This window comes from Sebaldella sp. S0638 (genome assembly GCF_024158605.1).
Taxonomy (GTDB): Bacteria; Fusobacteriota; Fusobacteriia; order Fusobacteriales; family Leptotrichiaceae; genus Sebaldella.
The window spans coordinates 18054-39692 of the sequence record NZ_JAMZGM010000031.1 but is presented as its reverse complement, the minus strand read 5'-3'; the positions used below and the strand labels follow the sequence as shown (position 1 = coordinate 39692).

Here is a 21639-nt window from a genome sequence, read left to right as displayed (position 1 = left end):
ATTTCAAAACACCTCTTTCTTTTTTTATTATATCATTGTTTAGATTTTGGTGTTCCTACTTTACTATAGCACTACACTTATATAAAGCATTAAGCCCCATACTTATCCCGGGGAGAATTGATCCGCCCAAAAATGTATTTTTGGAGTCTACTACGTTAATTGTAGTAGCAGTGCCGAAATCAAAAATAATAACAGGCATTTTATATTTGGCAATAGCAGCTTCACATGCAGCAATCCGATCACTTCCAAACAGTTTTGTATCATAAAGCGATAAATCCAGTTTCATTTTCATACTGGAATTTACAATAACAGGAGATAGTGAAAATATTATTTTGACAGTTTCAGCAAGCCGAGGAGTGAGTTTTGGATTAACGGATGAAATAATAATTCCGCTGACCTTCTTGGTATCTGTATTTTCAGTAATAATTTTCATGAAATCTTCGGCAGATTTGATAAATTCCACAGGATATCTGGTAACATTCATATAGTCTTTTTCTTTTGTTCCCAGTACAAAATTTGTGTTTCCTATACTCATTGCAATAATCATAAAAGTCCTCCGTAAATATGCAGCTAATTAATTATATTACCTGATATCTTTAATATTTATAATTTTATTATACTTTCAAAGGCTGACATACAGGGCAGAAATAAATATTCCCTCCGAGAAAAGCCTGTTTCATAACTGCGTTTTTACAAACCGGACAAGGCTCTTTATAAGTTTTGGCAGATAAAACAGTTTTGTAATTTCCGTAATTTCCAAATAAATCTTTTTCTGTGTCACGCCCTCCGTTTTCAGTCATTTTAGCTAATACTTCCTTAATATTTTGGAAAAGTTTTTTTATATCAGAATCATCAAGAAATTTTATTTTAGTTTTAGGATTAATTCCCGAAATAAATAAAATATCCTGTAATACTCCGTTTCCAAGACCCGGAATGCGCTGTTCCGTGGCGAGAAGAGCTTTTGCTGACAATGTCGGTTTTGTAGCAGACACTATTTTTTCAAAATATTTGATATCAAAGTCTTCTGACAAAGGAGACGGTTTATCTTTCGCCATATGATAATAAGGATTATCATTTTCCCCTTGAATAAATGCGTGAAGAACACCATACATCTGAACAGTGCAGACAATATGTGAGTTATCATAAAACTCTATAAGAAGCTGGTGTTTTTCAGGGATTTTTTCATTAGGTGCCAAGTATCTTGCATTTACTCCGTCTGTAAATATAATTCGTGTATTTTCAGCAGTGATTTCTACCTGTCCTGCCACAGGAACGGCATGCTCTATTTTCTTTCCTGAAAGCAGGGCATTATAACCATTGGGATTATCATTAAAATAAAATGCAAATTTATGTGGAGACTGAGCAGCAATAACATTTTTTATAACTTTATCTTTTACAGTCTGATTCAATTGTTTTGCAAGATTAAAACTTTCCGGTATTTCCAGCATATCATCACCTCTCTATATAAAATATAGATTTTTTGAAAACATGGTATAAAATTTCAGTTTATTATGTCAACTGAGTTTATCATATATATATTATATACTGATTAAAAAATCTCAATAAAATCAATTTTTTAGAATGAATGATCTGTTTTTAAATTATAAAATAAAAAGTCTTTCAAAAAGCAAAAGACTTCATATTTAAAAATTATTTTTCCACTTCATTTTCGGGATAGCTTACCCAGTCACTGTAACTTCCTGAATATAAGACAGGCTTTAACCCGATTTCTTCAAGAAGAAGAAAATTAACACAGCCTGTTACCCCAGAGCCGCAGTAAACTATAATATTTTTATTATTAAGGTCTTTGAATCTCTCGTTTAATTCTTCTCTGCTCATAACCATTCCGTTTACAATGGCCTCTCCATATGGGAAATTAACTGCTCCGGGAATATGCCCTGGTATTCTGTCCACAGGCTCTGTAAGTCCCTGATATCTCTCAGCAGCACGTGAATCTACAAGAATAGTGTCAGGATCATTTAATTTTGTTTTTACATGATTTACATCACATAAAATATTACTTTGAATATTAGCCGAGAGTTTTCCGGCAGTTTCCGGATTATGTTCTTTATTTGAAGTTCTGTATCCTTTTTTCTTCCATAAGGGGAGTCCTCCGTCAAGAACATAAACATTATCCTTTCCGGTATATTTAAAAAGCCACCATAATCTTCCTGCTCCTGCAAGATCACCGTCATCATAAATAACTACTTCTGTAGAATCACTTATGCCGTGCTTTTCCATAGCAGCAAGAAATTTTTCCGTATTTGGAAGAGGGTGTCTTCCGCCGTGATCTCCTATTTTACTGCTTAATTCATTTTCAAAATCAATAAAAACAGCATTCTCTATATGTTCGGCATCATAGGATTTTCGTCCGTATTCTTTATCGCCAAGGCTGAAACGGCAGTCAAGAATAACATATTTATCCATATTTTCATTTAAAAAATCAGGGTTCATAAGTTTACTCATAGTACCTCCTTGTTATATACAAATATTTTATATTTTAAGTATATTATATTTGCCGGTAATATGCAAGGACAGAAATCCGGGACATATAATAAAAAACAGGGCTGAATTAAAAAAAATATATACTGCATAATCGTAACCAAATATATTTGGAAAAAATTTTTAAAAATAGTATAATTAACTAAACAGATGAAACGGGGTGAAGTATGGAAACAGTTCTGATAACAGGGGCAAGCAGCGGTATAGGCTATGAATTTTCGAGATTGTTTGCAGAAAAGGGATACAGCCTTGTAATTACAGCAAGAAGGGAAGAAAGACTCAGAGAATTAGAAAGAATGTATCCTGAAAGCAGAATAGAAGTGATTCCCTGTGATCTTGGAAGTGAAACAGGTGCAGAATATCTTTATAAAGAAATAAAAAAAAGAAATATAAAAGTGGATATACTTATAAATAATGCAGGTTTAGGTCTGTTCGGCGAATTTTATGAAACTGATATTGAAAAAGAAAAAAAAATAATAGACCTTAATATAAAAGTCCTTGTAGAATTAAGTAAATATTTTTTACAGGAAATGCTTGAAAGAAACTCGGGGAAAATACTAAATGTGGCATCAATAGCTGCTTTTCAGCCCGGACCTTATATGAGCGTGTATTATGCCAGCAAGGCATTTGTGCTGTCATTTACAGAAGCAGTAAGAAATGAAACGAGAAAAACAGGTGTAAGTGTATCAGCTTTGTGTCCCGGGCCTGTGAAAACAGAATTTGAAAAAAGTTCGGAACTTACCAAATCAAAGCTTTTCAGCAGATTAAAACCGGTTACTGCTGAGAAAGTGGCATATGTCGGCTATAAGGGGCTTATGAAAAACAGGGCAGTGATAATACCGGGATTTTTTAATAGATTTGCAGTAACAGCGGGAGTATTTATCCCTACGGGAATAAAAGTAAATATAGCCAGAAGAATACAGGAAAAGAAAAGATAAAACAGATAAAATGAATGGAGGCATTATGTTAAAATCACAGTTTAAGTCTTTTGACGATAAAGAAATTTCATATTTATTTTTTGAATCAAAGAGAACAGAAATAAAAAAGAATGTGTTATTGATACACGGTATGATGGAAACAAAAGAAAGATACGGTGAATTCTCAGAGTTTCTTGCCAATAACGGATATAATGTATATATATTTGATTTAAGAGGGCATGGAGATTTTTCGGAAGATAAGAAGCCAATATATTTTGAAAAAGGTGAAACTGCATATACTATTTTGGAAGATATGAAGTTTTTTATAGAAAATATAATTAAAGAAGAGCCTTTGATATTCGGACATAGCTTTGGTTCTGTTCTTGCACTGAAATATGCCGAGGAATATCCTGAAACAGAAAGATTTATACTTTCAGGACATCCGCATATAAATGGCATTTCTATATTTTTTGGAAAGATATGGACAGGGATTGAAGGAATATTCGTAAAAAAAAGAAAGTCACTTTTGAACAGAGTGTTTAAGTCATATAATAACCATTTTAAGCCTAATAAGACAGAATATGACTGGCTTACAAGAGATGAGGTGGAAACTGTCAAATATGCAGAAGATCCTAAATGCGGTTTTTATGCAGCACCGGGATTTTTTCGAAACTTTTTGAAAATAACAGGGGATTCAGGCAGAAATATAAAGAAGATAAATAAGAATGCAAAATTACTTATGATATACGGTACTGAAGATATGGCAGCGGGAAGAGGGAAAAGTGTCAGCAAACTGAAAAAGAAACTGAAATCAATAGATAGAAAGATAAATATTTTAGAAAACAAAAATGGAAGACACGAATCTCTAAATGAAATAAACAAGTATGAGATATATGATTCTATATTAGAATGGCTGAATAGACAATATGAAAAAAAAGCTTAGATTAATCATAAATTAAAAGAATGTCATATCAGATAATGATATATTTTTTGTATATCTGCCAAACTAAGCATTGATAGTAGTATATACAAAATTAATAATAGTATACGATTATAATATTTTATTTCCAATTATTTTTATGATAAAATGGTTTTAGAACAAAATAAAACGAGGTGGAATTATGGCAGAAATGAAAAATTATAAAAATCTGATAAATGGAGAATGGAAAGAGTCAAAAGAGCAGATCACAATATATTCTCCTATTGATAATAAAGAAATGGGAAAAGTACAGGCTATGACGCATAAGGAAATAGACGAGGCAATGAATGCTGCTAAAGCAGCGATGAAAGCCTGGAGAGAGGTTCCTATAGTGGAAAGAGCGAAAGTTTTGTATAAAGCTGCAGAGCTTCTGGAAAAGAGAAAAGATGAGATCGGCGAGATTCTTGCCGGAGAAGTATCAAAAAATCTGAAATCAGCTGTTTCTGAAGTAGTGAGAACAGCTGATTTAATAAGATACACAGCAGAAGAGGGAATAAGGGTACATGGTGAGGTTATGAAAGGTGACACTTTCGAGGCAGCAAGTAAAAATAAACTGGCGATTATAAGAAGAGAGCCTATGGGAGTGGTGCTGGCAATAGCACCGTTTAACTATCCTATAAATCTTTCCGCATCAAAAATAGCTCCGGCTCTTATAGGAGGAAATGTAGTAATATTCAAGCCGCCTACTCAGGGAGCAATAAGCGGTCTTCTGCTTACAGAGGTTTTTGAAGAGGCAGGTGTTCCAAAGGGAGTGCTTAACAGTGTTACAGGAAAAGGAAGTGTGATAGGTGATTATCTGATAGCACATCCTGACGTAAACTTCATTAATTTTACAGGAAGTACTGAAGTGGGAGAGAAAATAGGAGAAGTATCAGGAATGAAGCCTATTTTACTTGAACTTGGAGGGAAAGACGCAGCAATTGTTCTTGAGGATGCTGATCTTGAAAAGGCTGCCAGTGAGATCATAGCTGGTGCATTCAGCTATTCTGGGCAGAGATGTACTGCTATTAAAAGAGTGCTTGTAGTAGAAGAGGTCGCTGATAAACTGACAGAAATACTGGAAAAAAAAGTAAGCGCTCTATCAGTGGGAGATCCGTTTGATAATGCTGAAATAACACCGCTTATAAGCAATAAAGCCGCTGACTTCGTAGTAGAGCTGATCGATGATGCAGTGTCAAAAGGTGCTAAAGTTATTAACCATCCTAAGAGAGAAGGCAATCTTATATGGCCGGGAGTATTCGACAATGTAACTCTTGATATGAGAATAGCTTGGGAAGAACCTTTTGGACCTATACTTCCAATAATAAGAGTAAAAGATGAAAATGAAGCTATAGAGATTTCGAATAAATCAGAATATGGTCTTCAGGCTGCTATCTTCACAAAGGATACTACAAGAGCTTTGGAAATAGCCGACCAGCTTGAAGTGGGAACTGTTCATATGAACAATAAAACACAGAGAGGGCCTGATAACTTTCCGTTTTTGGGAATAAAGAAGTCCGGAGTAGGTGTCCAGGGGATAAGATACAGTATAGAAAGTATGACGAAATTAAAATCTGTTGTTATAAATATCTAAATTTACAGAAAGTTTTCCAATGAACTAAATCTGAAAACTGATTTTATTATTCAAAATATAAAATTTGACAAAGTAATTTTTTGAATAAATCAGCATCCGTTTTTATTTCTGACAGAAACTCAGATAATCAGAAACGGGATATGTATTTTGATATTGGCAGATACCTGTGATAGACAAAATACCAGTATAAAATTAGGAAATAACTGCTAAAATACCATGTATTAAGGCAGTTATTTTTGTATTGAAGAATTTTATTAAAAAAAATATTGACAATAAGATTAAAAAGGAATATGATGGGGATATAGCAAAAGAATGTATCAGGGAGTGAAGTAAGGTGAATTTTAACAAGGACAAATTCAAATATACTGCGAATGTTTTACTAGGGAAAATTTTAATTGTTTTAATGTTAGTATTTTTATTTTCAAAATTGATTTTTACATCTTAAAGATTCTGAATACACACAATAACATTAAAAAAATGAAGATTTTTATTACAAGCTTTCAGAGAAAAGCTAAAGTGTAAGTAGGATATTAATATAAAAATTAGAGCAGGTTTTTTACGAAATCTGCTTTTTATATAGAAATTGTTTACAAATAATGGGGAATAATTTTTTGAAATAGAAAAATTAAATAAAATATAGTATAATAAGGTAATAAATTATAAACGGAGGAGTATAACTGTAAAATGATTTATCTGGATAATGCAGCTTCTACCAGAATTTTACCTGAAGTAGTTCAGGAAATGGTAAAGAACTGCGAACAATATTATGGAAATCCGTCGTCTATTCACAGTGCAGGGCAGAAAGCGAAAAAGCTGCTGGAAAACAGCAGGGAAATAATAGCTGGCCTGTTTGGTGCTGAAGGAAAAGAGATAATCTTTACTTCCGGCGGTGCTGAAGGAAATACTCTGGTTATAAAGGGTGCGGCGGAAGCCTATTCTTATAAGGGGAAACATATCATAACAAGTGACATAGAGCATCCGACAGTTCTTAATACTTTTTTGGACTTAGAAGAAAAAGGATACGAAATCACTTATCTCCACACTGACAAAAACGGAGTGGTAAATGTAGACGAATTAAGGGATTCATTAAGACCTGATACGATAATGGTATCTGTTATGAGTTCCAATAATGAAACAGGAGTTGTCCAGCCGATAGAGGAAATCGGTAAGATATTATCCAAAACAGCTGTTTTTTTCCATGTTGATGCAGTGCAGAGCATAGGAAAGGATATTCTTTATCCAAAAGAATCGAGAATATCAGCTTTTACTGCAAGTGCGCATAAGTTTTACGGACCGAAGGGGACAGGGATAGTTTTTCTGGATAAAAATTTTCTGGTTAAAAAGCAGATATTTGGCGGGCATCAAGAAAGAAACAGAAGAGCAGGTACAGAGAATCTTAATTCTATTTTTGGAATGCAGAAAGCTCTGGAAGTAATATACGGGAATATTTTTCAGGAACAGATGAATGAGAAAAGACTCCATGATTATATGGAAAAGAGAATTAAGAATGAAATAAATGACGTAGTAATAAACGGAGAAGAAGCTGACAGGCTGAACACAGTAACGAGTCTTACCATAAGAGGCTGTGATGTACAGACTCTGCTTGTAGCGCTGGATCTCAGGGGAATATGTGTAAGTGCCGGTTCTGCCTGTATGTCAGGAGCTTTTTTAGAGTCTCCGGTATTAAAGGCTATGGGATTATCAAAAGAAGACTTGAAATCTACTATAAGAATCAGCATAGGAAGATATAATACAGCAGAAGAAATTGACTTTTTTATTGAGAATCTAAAGGAAATTGTAAAAATCGAAAGAGGCGAGTAACTTGTTGGAGCAGATATTAGAGAAAGAAAATTTAACAAAAGACGACCTGATTTATTTAATGAAACTCACAAAACAGGATGATCTTAATAAATTGTATGAAAAAGCATACAGCATAAAAGAAAAGTATGTGGGGAAAAAGGCTTATTACAGAGGTTTAATAGAGTTTTCAAATAAATGTATCAAAAATTGTTATTACTGCGGTATAAGGTCTGGTAATGAGAGTGTGGAAAGATTTGATATGACCGGTGATGAAATAATCAAAATGGCCAAATGGGCATATGAAAATAATTACGGGTCTGTTACACTTCAGTCAGGTGAAAGACAGGATAAAAATTTTGAAAAATTTGTAAAGGATATGATTCATGACATAAAAAAAGTAAGTGACGGAAAGCTCGGGCTTACATTATGTCTTGGAGAACAGACAGAAGACATATACAGAGAATGGTTTGAAGCAGGCGGTCACAGATATCTGCTGAGAATAGAGACTACAAATGAAGAACTCTATAAGGTAATCCATCCCGATAATGATATTCACTCATTTCAAAAAAGAGTAGACTGTCTGAAAACATTAAAAAAAATTGGATATCAGGTAGGAACTGGAGTAATGATAGGGCTTCCCGGACAGACAGAGGAAGATCTGGTAAATGATATTTTGTTTTTTGAAAAAATGGATATTGATATGATAGGTATGGGTCCTTATGTTGTACATAAAGATACACCTATGGGAAAAGACGTAATAGAAAATAATCTTAATACAGAAGAGGAGAAATACAAAAGATTTGTATTAGGACTAAAGATGGTAGCAATAACAAGACTCTATCTAAAAGATGTTAATATAGCGGCGACAACGGCACTTCAGGCATTGAATCCCCTTGGCAGGGAGCTTGGACTGAAAGCCGGGGCAAATATATTAATGCCGATAATAACAATAGAAGAGCACAGGGAAAAATATCAGCTGTATGATAATAAACCATGTATTGATGATAATGCCGAAGAATGCAAAGTATGTCTCACAGGAAGGGTTTCAAGCGTGGGAGATATAGTAGGCTACGGCGAATGGGGAGATTCTCCTCATTTCAAAAGAAAAAAATAATAAAAAAATATCTGTCCGCTCATAAGAGGGGCAGATTTTTTTATATAATTATGGTTGAATAATTGTTACTGCGTATAAGAAGTCAAAGTGAAATTTTTTTTTAAAAATCTTCACACAGAGTTCACATTAGTATGAAATAATAGTAGTATATAAGAAAGATAAAGGTTTTTTGAGAGTAGGGAAGAAGAGTTGTTTTTAGCAGAACTTTTGGATATAGTGTAGTAGAAGTAAAAAAAGAAAACCAAGCTGAAAGCTTGGTTTTAAGGAGTTTTTTGAAGAAAAAAGTTATTTTTCTTTTAGCATGATCCATTGTAACTTTATTAACTTAGTTTTTCCTTTTTATATACTCATAATTTCCTTAGACAAAGTGCTGGAGGTTAAAAAAGACAAAAGAAAGGGCTGCGTCATATGACGCAACCCTTTTATTATTAACTGTTTTTTGCTATTTCAAGTAATTCATCAAATGTTTTCGCACCTATTGAGGCTAATTTATTATTTATGAATACAGTAGGAACAGCCTGAATGTCTTTTAACTTTGCTTCTTCAGGATATATTCCCGAGTCAATCATAGATACTGTAATATTGTCATTATACAGCGCTATAGAATCCAAAGCCTGAACAACATCAGGACAGTGAGTACATGACAAAGAAACAAAAACTTCTATATCCAGCGGTTTGCTGATACCTTTGATCTCATCTGCTTTATCCGTATCGAGTTTTTTTCCTAGACCGGCAAGGTTTAGTATTGCCAGAACAAAGCTGTTAAACTCATGTCCGCCCGGTATTCCGAAAAAGTTAATTCCTGTTTTTTCATTATTTTTTACAAGAGTGAAAGCTGTTTCTCTCTTTATTCCATATAATTCTTCAAGTTCATTATTCGAACCAAACATATAAGATTCGTATTTTAGAGAATCTGATATATCGGCAACTTCATTTAGGAAGCTGTCCAGTTCTTTTGATTTATCGTTTTCTCCTAAAAAAGATATGATTTTTATATCTTCAGTGATTTTATCAAAAAATCCTTTTAATTGTTTTACAATATTTTCATCTAATAAAGCCATTTTATCCTCCTGAATATAAAGTAATGGTGCCATTATGAAGCATCTTGCCGACTTCATGGAATGACACCATTCTAGGGGATATCAGTCATCCCGTTTTATTAATTAGATTTTACCTACAAGATCAAGTCCTGGTTTTAATGTTTCTTTTCCTTCTTCCCAGTGAGCAGGACAAACTAATCCAGGGTTTTCTGTGATGAATTTAGCCGCTTTTGCTCTTCTAAGTAAGTCTTTAGCATCTCTTCCGATACCCATTTCGTTTATTTCGTAAGCCATGATCTGTCCTTCAGGGTTAACAATAAAACTTCCTCTGTATGCTGCACCTTCGTCTTCCTTATATACTTCAAACATTTTAGCAATAATTGCGTTACGATCACCTAACATAGGATATTTTATCTTTTTAATAGTTTCCGATGTATCATGCCATGCTTTATGTACAAAATGAGAATCTGTACTTACCGAATAAATTTCAAATCCAGCTTTTTGGAATTCTTCATAATGATCAGCAACATCTCCTAGTTCTGTAGGGCATACAAATGTGAAGTCACCCGGATAGAAAAAGAAAATACTCCATTTACCCATGATATCATTTAATGTAAGAGTTTTGAACTCCTCGTTTTGATAATATTCAACTTTAAAATCATCTAATTTTTTTCCTATTAATGACATTAAAATCCCTCCTTAAAATAGTTTTATTTTTGTAATTATTACATTTGTATTATATAATATTTTTTTTTGTTTGTCAATGGATAAAAAAAGAAAAAAACTTAGAAACCATGCAGATATTCTGATGAATAAAAAAAATATGAATCTGTTATATGGATTGTCGGAATATCACAGCTTTCTCCCGAAATGATTCCGTTCGGGAGTAAACCTTATATTAATTTACTCATGTACAGGGATATTTGCTGGAGATACAGTACATAACAATGTAGAAAATTTATTGACAAATAATAAAGTTTACTGTACAATTTAGTGCGATAAGATAAGTAGTAATACTATCTTTTCAAAAAAATTTAAGTAATGCAAATGGAACAACCAAAAATTGCTGCAATTATTCCAAATGAAAATAACAATTTGTTAAAAAATTTGAAATTATACCTAAACATACCCATAATTTATTTGGAATGAAAACAACAGAATTAAAATTTTTATTTTTATGTTCTTAAAAATAAAAATGTTTATGACAGTCCCTGCTGGATAGCAGGGCTGTTTTTATATACGAAAAATACATCCTTGAGAAGCCTGTGGATATATTTTGGAACTGACATTTTTTAATAATTAATTGGTTACTAAAAACTATATTTATGGTAAAATACAACTAAGAATGAAACTGTAAATAAAATTTCAAAGGAGGAATTTTAGATGAGTTATATAGGGATAGATCTTGGAGGAACAAAAATATTAGGTGCATTATTCGATGATAAAGGAACGGTTATATATAAAAATAAAAAAAAGACGAAAGCTAAAAACGGGATAAAAGCAGTAGAAGAGCAGCTGTTTTCCCTGATAGACGATCTTATGGGAAAAAATGAAAAAGATGAAATAAAAGCAATAGGAATAGGAGTACCGGGACTTGTAGATGTGAAAACAGGAACTGTGAAATTTGCTCCTAATATTGCCATGGATAATTATCCTATCGGGAATCTGATCAGAGAAAAGTATAAAATTAATGTTTTTGTGGGGAATGACGTTAATGTGGGGACTCTTGGGGAATGGAGATACTCTCTTGAGGATAAGGCAAATAATTTTATAGGGATTTTCGTAGGAACAGGTATAGGAGGCGGAATTATTATTGATAATAAGCTTTATACCGGTTCAGGGGGAGTAGCAGGGGAACTGGGTCATATGACAGTGGACAGTAACGGAGCAATCTGCGGATGCGGTTCGAGAGGATGTCTGGAAGCTGTGGCGTCAAAAACAGGTATTCAGGCAGAAATACTTGCCAGAATAAAAAGAGGGGAATCTACAGATATAAAAGAAAGCCTTGAAAAAGAAGGTATTTTGAAAAGCGGTCCTCTGAAAGCAGCTTATGACAAAGGAGACATTGTAGTAGTAGAAACTGTGGAAAGAGCAGCAAAATATTTCGGTGTGGGCGTGGCTAACCTGATAAATATATTTGATCCTGAAGCTATAGTATTCGGAGGAGGTGTAATTGAAGAACTCGGTGATGTAATTCTTCCAATAGTAAAAGAAGAAGCTTCGCGTTACGCTATGAGAAGTATTTTTGAAAATGTAAAATTCAGAAAAGCACAGCTTGGAGATGATGCAGGAATAATGGGAGCTTTTGTGCTTGCACAGGAGGGTGTTAAATAATGAAGGATATGTTGTGCGTCATAAGTATAGCGTCACACGGTATTTACATGAAAGTGTTTCAGAAAAAAGGAACTGCCGTAAAGATAATAGATAAGGCAGTACATGTATCACAGATAGGAAAAGAAGTGTTTTTTGAGGATAAGCTTACATTTAATAAAATAAAAGAAATAATAGATACAATAAAAAAGATGAAAATAATAGCCGACGGCTATCAGGCGGACAAGATAGTCGTTATAGGTACCACTGCGATACGTAAGGCAAAGAATAATTATTATCTTCAGGATCAGCTGAAAATAAATACCGGTCTTGATTTGTTAATAATGGATAAGCTTGATGAAAACTATCTGGCTTATGAAAAAATATCAGTCAGCCTTGAAAAATGTCTTGCTGATTATAATGAAAAAAATAATCTGATTGTTTATGTGGGATCGGGGAATATATCTTTTTCGGTTATAAGCAACGGAATAAATATTTATAATACCAATATAGAGATAGGTTCTCTTGTTTTATCAGATGTATCTGAGAAACTGAATCTGGGAACCAAAAAAAGAAATATAGTAATTGATGAGTATATAAAAAGACACCTGAGTGGTATATTCAGGAATATTTCGGATATAAAAATAGAAAGAGTCATTCTTGCAGGGAAATTCTTTGATATTTATATAGAAAGAATATTGAACAAAAAAAGAATTGACTTTGTGGAGGAATTTACGAGAGAGGCGGTTTTTGAATATAATAAAAAGCTTTATGAAAAGTCGCCGGAAGAAATTGCCAAAGCTTATAATATAAAAAAGATAGAAGCAGAAATGCTTATTCAAAAAGTAAACATCATAAAAAATATAATACAAAAATTCGACAGCAATAAACTTATATTTGTGAATTTCAAATTATCCAATTCAATAGCTGAATTTCACTTTTTTAAAAATGAAAAAATAAGAAGGAAAATAGAGAAAGAATCTGTGGAGAGTGCAAGAAAAATAGCCAAAAGATACTATTATATGGAAGAACATGTGGATAAACTCGAAGAGATAATAGATAAAATTTTTAATAAAGTACATAAAACACACGGTCTTAACAAAAGAGACAGGTATTATCTTACCCTTGCCAATATTTTCAGGGAAACAGGGAAGTATATTACACTTGAAAACTATATCAATTTTTCCAGAGATATTTTAGTAGCAGCGGGGATATTCGGGATAACTGCAAGAGAGCATCTTTTTATCTCAAAAATACTGAAATATTTTGAAGATGATATTCTGGAGCTGGAGAACAGCAAATCTATAAGCAAAGAAGAAAAACTGTCTGTGGCAAAACTGGCAGCTATACTAAAATTAGCTGAATCACTTGATTCCAGTATGGAGCAGAAAATAGATGATATGGAAATTACAAGTGATGAAAATGATATTTATTTTAATGTGAAACTAAAAGAGATGATTTTTTTGGAAAAACTGGAATTCGAAGAGAAAAAAGAAGTTTTTGAGAATGTATTTGGTTTGAAAACACATTTGATTATAAATAAATAATTTAGGGTGAGGAGACTTATGAAATATAAATCTGAATATTTTATAAATAGAGAATTAAGCTGGCTGGAATTTAACGACAGAGTGCTGAGCGAAGCAGAATATCCGGGTAATCCTTTGTTGGAAAAGTGTAAATTTATTTCCATAACTTCTTCTAATCTGGACGAGTTTTTTATGATTAGAATAGCAGCGTTAAAAGCCCAGATAGACAGTAAATTTACACAAAAAGATATTGCCGGTATGACTCCGATACAGCAAATGGAAAAAATAGAGGACAGAATAGAAGCCTTAATTAAAAAGCAGTATTCAATATATAAAAACGGCATTATACCAGAGCTTGAAGAAAATAAAATTGTTTTTTTGAAATATGAAGAGCTTTCAGATGATGAAAAAAAAGCAGCGGAAGAATACTTTGAAGAAACACTGTTTCCAATTCTGACCCCCACAGCAATAGACAGCAGCAGACCTTTTCCGCTTTTACAGAATAAAAGCCTTAATATAATAGTAGAGTTAAAAAAGGAGAAAGACAGATATTCGTTTGTTCAGGTGCCGTCAATAGTAAACAGAATGTTTAAGCTGCCGGGAAGAAACGGATACAGATTTATTCTTATCGAGGAAATAATAAAAGAATTCATAGGGACTCTTTTTGAGGGATACAGCATAAAGAAGGCCTCTGAATTCAGGGTGACAAGAGATTCGGATGTTATAATAAACGAGGATGATGCAGAAGATCTGCTTAGTAAAATAGAAAAATCAATAAAAAACAGAAAATGGGGAAGCCCTGTAAGGCTTGAAATTTGTGAATCAATAGAAAAGGAAACAAGAGAATATTTGAAAGATATACTGAAACTGAAAAAATCAGATGTATACAGAATTGACGGACCAATAGATCTTACATTTCTTATGAAGTTATGGGCCGGAGTAGACAGGAGTAAACTGAAATTTAATTCCGAGCCGCCTGTTTTAATAGAAGAATTTCAGGAAAATGAATCTGTTTTTGATATAATGAAGCAGAAAGAGATAATATATCATCTTCCTTATGAAAGCTTTGAACCTGTTATTGATCTTGTAACAGAAGCAGCAAATGATCCTAAAGTGCTGGCAATAAAACAGACTTTGTACAGGGTCAGCGGACACTCGCCAATAGTAAAAGCTCTGAAAGATGCAGCTAACAACGGTAAACAAGTTACAGTTCTTGTGGAAATAAAGGCGAGATTTGATGAGGAGCAGAATATTACCTGGGCAAAAGAACTGGAAAAAGCCGGATGTCATGTGATATATGGTCTGAAAGGACTGAAAACACACGCAAAACTTCTGTTGATAGTCAGACAGGAAGCTGAAGGTATACAGAGATATGTTCATTTGAGTACAGGGAACTATAATGATAATACTGCAAAGTTATATTCCGATATTGGATTTTTCAGCACTAATGAGGATTTATGCACGGATATTTCTTATCTGTTTAATACACTTACAGGATTTTCCATGTCAAGATACTGGAATAAAATAGCAGTGGCTCCAAATGATCTGAGAACCAAGATTTATGAACTCATAGACAATGAGATAGAAAATCAGAAGGCAGGGAAAAAGACCGGCATTATAATGAAGGCGAATTCCCTTACAGATAAAGAAATGATAGAAAAGCTGTATGATGCTTCAAGGGCAGGTGTAGAGATAAAGCTGGTAATAAGGGGTGCATGTTCTTTGAAGGTGGGAATAAAAGATATTTCGGAAAATATAGAGGTATACAGTATAGTAGGCAGATATCTTGAACACAGCAGAATTTATTACTTTGAGAATGACGGAGAGAATAAAATATATCTTTCAAGTGCCGATCTGATGTCAAGAAATCTGGACAGAAGAATCGAAATTATGTTTCCTGTGGAAGATGAGGATTTGAAAAAGCAGGTGACAAAGATACTGGAACTGAATCTCACTGATAATGTAAAAAGAAGAATTCTGGAGCCGGATGGTACATACAGGAATTCAAATGCAAGATCATCAAAGAAGATAAATGCACAAAGTGAATTTTATAAACTTGCTAAAAAGAGAGATACGAACATTTAAAACATTAATTATGAAATTATATATAACTAAAAATCCGTTTCAGCTTATTGTGACGCAGTATTTTCAAGGATTTGTTATAAAAATTTATAAGATATATAAAATATACAATTAAAATTCATAAAAAATATTTGATTTAGTGTATATGAAAATATTATAATAGAAGTGCTAACTTTATTAACAATATTTTTAGAAGGAGGTTTAAAAGGAAAATGTGGAAAAAGGTAACACTGATAATAACAGGTGTATTTTTACTTTTTGGCGGTGCGTTTTTATATTTTACAAGAGATACGGAGAAGATATATAATAATATATCAGTATCCGGTGTTGATTTATCTGATACATCCAAAGAAACAGCAAAGAAGAAGATAGATGAGATAAAATTAGAAAATGTAAAATTAAATTATGAAGGTAAGGAATTTATGATATCTGGTGACAGTATATCATATAAAGTTGATTCTGATACTGTGGTGAATGATGCATACAATGTCGGAAGAAAGAGTAATTTTCTGAAAAACAAGGCTAAGATATTCGCTTTGAAAGCTTTAGGGAAAAAGGTAAGTTTACCGCTTCATTATACTATTGATGAGGAGGCTTTGAAAAATGAACTTGTTAAGATAGCTTCCGAAGTGGATGTAAAAGAGCAGGATGCGAGACTTGTGATTAATGAGGATCAGATTTCTGTGGTAGACGAGGTAAACGGTAAGAAAATTAACATAGAAAAGACTTTAAATGCTGTAAAGGAAAGCATAAAATATGCTAAACATGATGACATTAGTCTTGTGGCTGAAACAGCTGTTGCGAAAGTAACCAGAGAAAAACTGAGTCCTGTGAATACTCTTCTCGGTGAGTATACTACTACATTTAATGCAGGAGTATACGGAAGAAGTGAGAATATAAGACTCGCGGTAAAATCGATAAATGATGTTCTTCTTGATCCGCAGGAAACTTTGTCATTTAATGACAGTACAGGAATGCGTAATCCGAAAAACGGATATAAAAGTGCGCCTGTTATAGTAAACGGTGAGATAGAACAAGGTCTTGGCGGAGGAGTATGTCAGGTTTCGTCGACATTATTCAATGCCGGAGCTCTTTCAGGATTGAAAATAGTAGAAAGAAGTAATCATTCAATTCCGTCTTCATATGTAGCACTTGGAAGAGATGCCGTGGTAGACTATGGAAATCTGGATTTGAAAATGCAGAATAATTTTCAGAATCCTGTTTATGTAGTAGCAAATGTAGTCGGTAATAAAATAAACATCAAAGTATACGGAAACAGAAGCGATAAAGCAGATGAAGTAAAACTGTTTGCAGTAGTAAACGGAAGTATACCAAGAAAAACAAAAACAGTAAAATCCGGAAAAGCAACTAACGGAAGAGACGGTATAAAAGCAACGACTTACAGAGTAACAGTTAAAAATGGAAATGAGACAAAAGAAGTATTGTCAAGTAATTATTATCCGCCGAAAGCAAGAGTAGTAGTATTGACTCCGGCTGTAGAAAGCGGAGATTCAAGTTTATAAAATATCATCAGGTAATCGTTTTACAGCGATACTATAAAATGACCGGGCAAAAAACCGGTCATTTTTTCTATATTTGAACCAAGAAGGGATTTTTATGATTAAAGATATTTCGGAAATCAATAATATCATTCAAAACAAGAAATTTCGTCTGTGGAAATACAGTGTATCCCACAGAACATTATTACTGCGGGCAATTGAGAATAATAAAATTATTACAGATCTGTTGTTCACAGATGTTTTGAAAATTGATATCCCCACTGATTTATACGGGCTTGTTTCCATAGAAGCAGAACAGTATGACCAATATCGCTGGAAGCATACATTTACACAAAATGAAGGTTTAAAGTATTCGATTATTTCAGCATCAGTGAGCTGTTATTTTTTTGAAAGTGCTGATTATTCTTTAGCATCATATTTTGAACACTGTATATAAAATAGAAAATATTTAATTTGTTCAAATAATTATGCATTAAAAAAACAGCCTTAGATATTAAGTTCATAAACAGAGGCTGTTTTGAGATTCCGATAAAATCAGGATTTATTTTTGGTTTTTTTATTTTCTGAAGTAAGTGTGAGCATCACAATCATAAGTATGATCAGGAATGCTCCTGCAAACTGATATATCCCAAAGCTTACATGAAGCCATATAATGGAAGTCACCAGTGCGGATAATGGTTCACTGCAGCTGAGAAGCGAAGCTTCCTTTGCATTAATATATCTCAGGCTCTCAATGAAAAAGTAAAATGGTATGAGAGTACCGAGAATTACTATAAATAACATAGATAATAAAATATCAGTACGCATAAAATCCCTCACTGCTCCCCAGTCGGGAACAAATAATCCCAGCAGGAATCCTCCTATAACCATGCTCCATCCTATGATAACAGATGAAGGCCATTTTAGAAGTTTTTTTACATAAATTGTGTAAAAAGCAAGGGCAAATGCAGAAAGCAGTCCCCAGAAAAATGCTTCGCCGGAGATGGTAAGTGATTCTGTATTACCATTCGTAAGCAGAAGAAACGTACCGCCCAGAGCCATAAAAAGTGCTGCTGTCTCTGATAATGATATTTTTTGTTTTAAACGTATCAGATAATAAACAATTATTATAACAGGAGCCAGATATTGCAGCAAAGTGGCAATAGCCGCATTACTTTTCGCAATAGTGGTAAAATATGTAAACTGGACTCCCAGCATTCCGAAAACGGAATAAATTATTATGTGAAAACGTGAATATTTATCTTTCCATATTCCTGTAACTTTATCTTTATTTCCTTTATAAAGAGATATAATTATGAGCATAATGCCCGCGGTAAACATCCTTATGGAAACTACACATGATACAGATACAGAGGCATTGTTAAATAAATACTGTGATACTGTTCCGGAAACTCCCCATAAAATAGAGCTTATTATAACCATGAGAATTCCGATCCATTTTTTGTTCTTCATAAGTCCTCCGTAGAAATAAAATCAACTATTATAACTGTATCACAAGATATAAAAAATAACAATAGATACTTAAAAAAATTATTGAGAGCTGCTGTTTTTCTTTTCGAATTCCAAAAGCCACTGTTTACGCCACAGACCACCGGCATAGCCTGTAAGTTTTCCGTCTCCTCCGATTATTCTGTGGCACGGAATTATTATAGCAATTCTGTTTGAACCGTTAGCCTTCCCCACAGCTCTCACAGCCTTTGGATTATTTATGGCTAATGCCTGATCTTTGTATGATCTGTGTTCTCCATATGGAATATCAAGTAATTTTTTCCATACAAGATTTTGAAAATCAGTTCCCGGAGTATGCAGCGGAAGGTCAAAATTCTTTCTTTTACCGGAAAAATACTCGTCAATCTGTTCTTTCAGCATATCAAGATATTTATTTTGCCCGAAAATAATTTTGGCATGAAATGCTTTTTTTAGATATTCAAGTTCGTCTTCAAGATTTTTTCTGTCAGAAAACTCCAGAAGATACACACCGTTTTCATCGGCACATGCAGTCATTGGACCCAGAGGAGTAGTAAAACGCATTATATTAATAACATTTATTTCAGCAGAATCTGACGGGATAGTCCCTGTAGCATTTTTAAAAGCGTGCGAAAAACCGCTGAGTGAACTATATCCGCTGTCAAAAGCCGAATCGATTACCTTTTCCCCGCTGGAAATCTGATGCAGTGCAGAATTTATTTTTAACATTCTCTGATATTCATGAAAAGTAATATTAAGATTTTTTTTGAACCATCTTCTTACTTTGTTTGGTTCTATATTCAATTCAAAAAGATCACTGTCTTTTATTTTTTCATCAGGATTTTTCTCCAGCTTTTCCAGAATGATGTTTATAAACTCCGGAGTAGAACCTAAATGTTCCAGCGGATGGCAGACTTTGCAGGGTCTGTATCCATGCGATACTGCCTCTTTACTTGTAGAAAAAAATTCTACGTTTTCTTTTTTGGGTTTTCTTGCGGTACATGTAGGACGACAGAATATTCCTGTAGTTTTTATTCCGGCAAAAAAACTTCCTTCATAAGAACTGTCTTTATTTAATAAAGCATTATACATTTCTTCAAATTTCAGTTTCATGGACATACTCCTTTTTATTTTAGTATACCTGATATCAGAGGATTTTTTCAACCGAAAAATTAACATATATTTTTTTGTGTAAAGTTTATTTAAAATTAATTTTTTAAGAAAAAATATATAAACTTTATATATCGAGGTAGATATTAAATAAATAATGTGATATCATTTACAAAGAGAAAATATTCTATTCAACAGAAACACATCTATAACACTGATATTTGGCAATTAAATAAAAAATTTCTAGCAATTGAGATTATGTAAATTTTTATAATTATTTTAGTGAGGAGAAATAGTATGAAAATTTTGATAGTTTATTATTCTTTTGAAGGAAATTGCAAGTATGTGGCAGAAGAGATCAGTAAAAGCGTGAATGCCGAAATTTTGGAATTGAAACCTAAAGCAGATGTAAAAGCTAAGGGAATACTAAAATATATTTTTGGCGGAAAACAGGCTTTTGCAAATGAACACCCTGAACTCTTTCCGTTGGAAAAGAATGTTGATTCTTATGATTTTATCTTTCTGGGGACACCGGTATGGAAATTGAATTATGCTCCGGCATTAAAGACTTTTTTTTCAGAGAATAAAATAAAGGAAAAGAAAGTAGCTTTATTTAGCTGTGGTAAAGGCGGAATGGGAAAAGCGCTGGAAAACATGAAAAAAGAACTTTATGAAAATGAAGTGATAAGCGAAATGGAATTTTTAAATCCGCTGAAACAGACAAAATACAATATGGAAACAATGGTAGAGACTTGGGTAGATAATATTATGGAAGCATTTTAACTGCATAGTTGAAATTTTTTCGATTATAATGTAAAATTATAACATGAATAATGTTTTTAGGAGGGATGGAATGAAGAAAATTATATTTGCAATGACATTAGCTTTCTTTTGCATTTCATTTTCTGATATAACGGGGATAGACACTAAAAAGATAATAAGAAGTCATTATGCTGAAAAAGAACTTCTTATGAGAAAAAGTGATTACTTTCTTCCGAAAACCGGAAAAGATTTCAATTTCAGGGCTTTTGAATGGAATACTTCAAAAGATACAGCAATAAAATTTTTTGAAGGAAAAAATTATACAGACCGTGGAAATGAGTTAATATTCACTAATATTAATTTTGCGGGAATGGTATTGTCAGAACTGAAGTTAAATTATGAAAATGACAGGCTGGTAAGCTGGATCGGCTTTGGACGGGCAGATGCGGAAATTTCAAGAGGACTGCAGGATACTTACAGTACTAAATATAAAGGGAAAATAATAGAGACAAATACTGATGAATTAAAGATGCTTATTACAAGAGACAGGGAGAATAGTTTTTTTATTATTTTTGATCCTGATATGATAACTTTTTATTATCAGAGTCCTACACAGTATGACAGAGTGATTAAAGGCGAGACAGAAGAAAAAGAACTTCAGAGAATCAGAATAGAAAATGAAAAGAAGCAAAAAGAAAAAATAAAACAAGATATGCTTAATGATTTATAATGGATCAGGCTGCCGTAATGGCAGCTTTTTTTTGTAATAAGGGAAATTGTGAAAAAATATGAGATATAAATTATAATAAAAAACAAAAAAAATCTGTCATATAATTTGCTGATTGATTTATCAGCCTTAGAATTCAGGATAAAAAAGTAATTATCAGTAAAAAAATAATATATAAAAAATTTGTGAAATTGTTGATTTTTTCACAAA

General features: G+C 33.0%; 19 protein-coding genes. 12 read left to right on the top strand and 7 right to left on the bottom strand.

Annotated features, from left to right (window positions below; all coding sequences use genetic code 11):
• Nucleotides 1-55: 55 nt before the first annotated feature.
• The 3 genes from NK213_RS10120 to NK213_RS10110 form a co-directional block, all read right to left on the bottom strand.
• Nucleotides 56-547 (bottom strand): type III pantothenate kinase, encoded by a 492-nt coding sequence (locus tag NK213_RS10120; protein ID WP_253348838.1) that lies wholly within the window; start codon nt 545-547, stop codon nt 56-58.
• A 67-nt stretch (nt 548-614) separates the two neighbouring features.
• On the bottom strand, nt 615-1448 hold the full coding sequence (locus tag NK213_RS10115; RefSeq protein WP_253348837.1) for an endonuclease VIII: 834 nt from the start codon (nt 1446-1448) through the stop codon (nt 615-617).
• A 202-nt stretch (nt 1449-1650) separates the two neighbouring features.
• Nucleotides 1651-2466, bottom strand: a complete 816-nt coding sequence (locus tag NK213_RS10110; protein ID WP_253348836.1) for a sulfurtransferase — start codon at nt 2464-2466, stop codon at nt 1651-1653.
• A gap of 203 nt (nt 2467-2669) precedes the next feature.
• Here NK213_RS10110 and NK213_RS10105 point away from each other — a divergent pair, with 203 nt between their 5' ends.
• From NK213_RS10105 to hydE, 5 genes are all read left to right on the top strand, one after another.
• Nucleotides 2670-3440, top strand: a complete 771-nt coding sequence (locus NK213_RS10105) for an SDR family oxidoreductase (RefSeq protein WP_253348835.1) — start codon at nt 2670-2672, stop codon at nt 3438-3440.
• Nucleotides 3441-3465: 25 nt separating this feature from the next.
• A complete protein-coding gene (locus tag NK213_RS10100) occupies nt 3466-4362 on the top strand; it encodes an alpha/beta fold hydrolase (protein ID WP_253348834.1) in 897 nt (298 codons plus the stop codon).
• 178 nt (nt 4363-4540) lie between these two features.
• Nucleotides 4541-5971, top strand: a complete 1431-nt coding sequence (locus NK213_RS10095) for an NADP-dependent glyceraldehyde-3-phosphate dehydrogenase (protein ID WP_253348833.1) — start codon at nt 4541-4543, stop codon at nt 5969-5971.
• A 684-nt stretch (nt 5972-6655) separates the two neighbouring features.
• Nucleotides 6656-7792, top strand: a complete 1137-nt coding sequence (locus tag NK213_RS10090) for a cysteine desulfurase family protein (RefSeq protein WP_253348832.1) — start codon at nt 6656-6658, stop codon at nt 7790-7792.
• A gap of 4 nt (nt 7793-7796) precedes the next feature.
• The gene (gene hydE / locus NK213_RS10085) at nt 7797-8885 is read left to right on the top strand and encodes a [FeFe] hydrogenase H-cluster radical SAM maturase HydE (protein WP_253348831.1); all 1089 of its coding nucleotides are present in this window, start codon (nt 7797-7799) and stop codon (nt 8883-8885) included.
• A 428-nt stretch (nt 8886-9313) separates the two neighbouring features.
• Here hydE and NK213_RS10080 read toward each other — a convergent pair whose 3' ends face one another.
• Entirely contained in the window at nt 9314-9946 is a 633-nt protein-coding gene (locus NK213_RS10080) for a thioredoxin family protein (RefSeq protein ID WP_253348830.1), read from the bottom strand.
• 102 nt (nt 9947-10048) lie between these two features.
• Nucleotides 10049-10612 (bottom strand): alkyl hydroperoxide reductase subunit C, encoded by a 564-nt coding sequence (gene ahpC, locus NK213_RS10075; RefSeq protein WP_253348829.1) that lies wholly within the window; start codon nt 10610-10612, stop codon nt 10049-10051.
• 696 nt (nt 10613-11308) lie between these two features.
• Between ahpC and NK213_RS10070 the strand changes: the two genes are divergently transcribed.
• The 5 genes from NK213_RS10070 (at nt 11309) to NK213_RS10050 (ending at nt 17799) form a co-directional block, all read left to right on the top strand.
• Nucleotides 11309-12259 carry an ROK family protein gene (locus NK213_RS10070; protein WP_253348828.1) on the top strand — a complete coding sequence of 317 codons (951 nt, stop codon included), beginning with the start codon at nt 11309-11311 and terminating at the stop codon, nt 12257-12259.
• Nucleotides 12259-13782: a Ppx/GppA phosphatase family protein gene (locus tag NK213_RS10065; protein ID WP_253348827.1), complete on the top strand. Its 1524-nt coding sequence runs from the start codon at nt 12259-12261 to the stop codon at nt 13780-13782. Before NK213_RS10070 ends, NK213_RS10065 begins: the two co-directional genes overlap by 1 nt.
• Before the next feature lie 18 nt (nt 13783-13800).
• Nucleotides 13801-15846, top strand: coding sequence for an RNA degradosome polyphosphate kinase (locus NK213_RS10060; protein ID WP_253348826.1), 2046 nt, complete (start codon nt 13801-13803; stop codon nt 15844-15846).
• A gap of 209 nt (nt 15847-16055) precedes the next feature.
• Nucleotides 16056-17366, top strand: a complete 1311-nt coding sequence (locus NK213_RS10055) for a VanW family protein (RefSeq protein WP_253348825.1) — start codon at nt 16056-16058, stop codon at nt 17364-17366.
• A 94-nt stretch (nt 17367-17460) separates the two neighbouring features.
• Nucleotides 17461-17799 (top strand): hypothetical protein, encoded by a 339-nt coding sequence (locus tag NK213_RS10050; RefSeq protein ID WP_253348824.1) that lies wholly within the window; start codon nt 17461-17463, stop codon nt 17797-17799.
• A 98-nt stretch (nt 17800-17897) separates the two neighbouring features.
• Here the strand turns inward: NK213_RS10050 and NK213_RS10045 are convergent, their stop codons facing one another.
• Both NK213_RS10045 and NK213_RS20650 read right to left on the bottom strand, forming a co-directional pair.
• Nucleotides 17898-18815, bottom strand: coding sequence for a DMT family transporter (locus tag NK213_RS10045; RefSeq protein ID WP_253348823.1), 918 nt, complete (start codon nt 18813-18815; stop codon nt 17898-17900).
• 78 nt (nt 18816-18893) lie between these two features.
• Entirely contained in the window at nt 18894-19943 is a 1050-nt protein-coding gene (locus NK213_RS20650; protein ID WP_371926409.1) for a bifunctional transcriptional activator/DNA repair enzyme AdaA, read from the bottom strand.
• A gap of 294 nt (nt 19944-20237) precedes the next feature.
• On the opposite strand from NK213_RS20650, the gene NK213_RS10030 reads away from it, so the two are divergent.
• The gene (locus tag NK213_RS10030; protein WP_253348822.1) at nt 20238-20723 is read left to right on the top strand and encodes a flavodoxin; all 486 of its coding nucleotides are present in this window, start codon (nt 20238-20240) and stop codon (nt 20721-20723) included.
• A gap of 70 nt (nt 20724-20793) precedes the next feature.
• Nucleotides 20794-21432, top strand: coding sequence for a hypothetical protein (locus tag NK213_RS10025; protein ID WP_253348821.1), 639 nt, complete (start codon nt 20794-20796; stop codon nt 21430-21432).
• Nucleotides 21433-21639: the final 207 nt, after the last annotated feature.

Bases quoted from the DNA above. Each gene is read 5' to 3' on its own strand.
- NK213_RS10120 (WP_253348838.1), bottom strand. From the start codon at position 547: ATGATTATTGCAATGAGTATAGGAAACACAAATTTTGTACTGGGAACA.
- NK213_RS10115 (WP_253348837.1), bottom strand. From the start codon at position 1,448: ATGCTGGAAATACCGGAAAGTTTTAATCTTGCAAAACAATTGAATCAG.
- NK213_RS10110 (WP_253348836.1), bottom strand. From the start codon at position 2,466: ATGAGTAAACTTATGAACCCTGATTTTTTAAATGAAAATATGGATAAA.
- NK213_RS10105 (WP_253348835.1), top strand. From the start codon at position 2,670: ATGGAAACAGTTCTGATAACAGGGGCAAGCAGCGGTATAGGCTATGAA.
- NK213_RS10100 (WP_253348834.1), top strand. From the start codon at position 3,466: ATGTTAAAATCACAGTTTAAGTCTTTTGACGATAAAGAAATTTCATAT.
- NK213_RS10095 (WP_253348833.1), top strand. From the start codon at position 4,541: ATGGCAGAAATGAAAAATTATAAAAATCTGATAAATGGAGAATGGAAA.
- NK213_RS10090 (WP_253348832.1), top strand. From the start codon at position 6,656: ATGATTTATCTGGATAATGCAGCTTCTACCAGAATTTTACCTGAAGTA.
- NK213_RS10080 (WP_253348830.1), bottom strand. From the start codon at position 9,946: ATGGCTTTATTAGATGAAAATATTGTAAAACAATTAAAAGGATTTTTT.
- ahpC (WP_253348829.1), bottom strand. From the start codon at position 10,612: ATGTCATTAATAGGAAAAAAATTAGATGATTTTAAAGTTGAATATTAT.
- NK213_RS10070 (WP_253348828.1), top strand. From the start codon at position 11,309: ATGAGTTATATAGGGATAGATCTTGGAGGAACAAAAATATTAGGTGCA.
- NK213_RS10065 (WP_253348827.1), top strand. From the start codon at position 12,259: ATGAAGGATATGTTGTGCGTCATAAGTATAGCGTCACACGGTATTTAC.
- NK213_RS10060 (WP_253348826.1), top strand. From the start codon at position 13,801: ATGAAATATAAATCTGAATATTTTATAAATAGAGAATTAAGCTGGCTG.
- NK213_RS10055 (WP_253348825.1), top strand. From the start codon at position 16,056: ATGTGGAAAAAGGTAACACTGATAATAACAGGTGTATTTTTACTTTTT.
- NK213_RS10050 (WP_253348824.1), top strand. From the start codon at position 17,461: ATGATTAAAGATATTTCGGAAATCAATAATATCATTCAAAACAAGAAA.
- NK213_RS10045 (WP_253348823.1), bottom strand. From the start codon at position 18,815: ATGAAGAACAAAAAATGGATCGGAATTCTCATGGTTATAATAAGCTCT.
- NK213_RS20650 (WP_371926409.1), bottom strand. From the start codon at position 19,943: ATGAAACTGAAATTTGAAGAAATGTATAATGCTTTATTAAATAAAGAC.
- NK213_RS10030 (WP_253348822.1), top strand. From the start codon at position 20,238: ATGAAAATTTTGATAGTTTATTATTCTTTTGAAGGAAATTGCAAGTAT.
- NK213_RS10025 (WP_253348821.1), top strand. From the start codon at position 20,794: ATGAAGAAAATTATATTTGCAATGACATTAGCTTTCTTTTGCATTTCA.